Origin of the sequence: Shewanella sp. 10N.286.51.B8, from assembly GCF_041469325.1 — a bacterium.
Lineage (GTDB): Bacteria > Pseudomonadota > Gammaproteobacteria > Enterobacterales > Shewanellaceae > Shewanella.
Map to the genome: position 1 here is coordinate 1 of NZ_JBFRKG010000090.1, position 1,220 is coordinate 1,220.

A 1,220-nucleotide genomic window follows, 5' to 3' on the forward strand; every position below is an offset into this window, starting at 1 on the left:
TTGGGTTGACCAGTACAATCACCTTTAAGAGTATATAACGCACTGGCTATTTTGGAAGATCTGGAAAACAACAATGAAGCAGCAAGAACATATTTTAGACTCATACTAGCATTCCAACCTCAATCAGCAATTATCGCTACCAATTTAGGTTATTCATTTTATCTTGTGGGAGACTTTGATAATGCAGAGTCATATCTCAAGCAAGCACTAAGAGCTGATCCGAGTTTTACCCGAGCATGGTCGAATTTAGGTTTGGTTTATATCCGCCAAGGAAATTATAGAAGGGCACTGGCAAGTTTTGAACAAACCATGACAACAGCGGATGCATTAAATGATCTTGGCTACTTTTTGATGTTAGAAGGCAAGTACGAACAAGCGATAAGTTTATTTAAGCAAGCAATAGATACTTCACCGACCTATTTTGAACGAGCTCATAAAAATTTGAAAATTGCTTTAGCATCTAAGATTAATTAAAGCTGTGGCTAGATAGATATAAAGTGACTGAATTGAAACTTTACTGATAATGAGGTGGAGCTAGTAACTATTAACCTGCATCAAGTTGAAATGTCATTGAGATGACATACTCATCTTCAAGTTTTAGCCGTAAGCGCTAAAATAATGGATTAACCCTGCATCAAGTTGAATTGATATTGGGATTACACATTCATCGTCGAGCTCTAGCCGTAAGCGCTAAAGTAATGGTTTAACCCTGCATCAAGTTGAAATGTCATTGAGATTACATACTCATCTTCAAGTTTTAGCTGTAAGCGCTAAAATAATGGATTAACCCTGCATCAAGTTGAATTGATATTGGGTTTACACATTCATCGTCGAGTTCTAGCCGTAAGCGCTAAAGAAATGGATTAACCCTTCATCAAGTTGAAATGTCATTGAGATTACATGCTCATCGTCGAGTTCTAGCCGTAAGCATTAAACTGGTATTAATGAAGTTACAGCGCTAGTTGACGTATTGCAGACGTAGCAGCATATATAGAGCAGAGCCTGTAACTAGTGATTAAAACCAAATAAACAGCGATAAAATAGCCAGATTGTTTTATTTTAGCGCAATACGCTCAATTAAAAAGCACTTGAATCAATGTTTGTCAATTAATTTGTAAAAGCCCTTGCATGAAATTTTAGTTTCCCTATAATGCGCACCACTGACACGGAATAAGGCGTCTAAACGCTAGTTACCGAGTCCGCTCTTTAACAATTTATCA

General features: G+C 37.0%; 1 protein-coding gene. It reads left to right on the top strand.

Annotation, left to right across the window (positions count from 1 at the left end; all coding sequences use genetic code 11):
- Positions 1-51 precede the first annotated feature (51 nt).
- On the top strand, positions 52-474 hold the full coding sequence (locus AB4160_RS19485; RefSeq protein WP_372006095.1) for a tetratricopeptide repeat protein: 423 nt from the start codon (positions 52-54) through the stop codon (positions 472-474).
- Positions 475-1,220 lie beyond the last annotated feature (746 nt).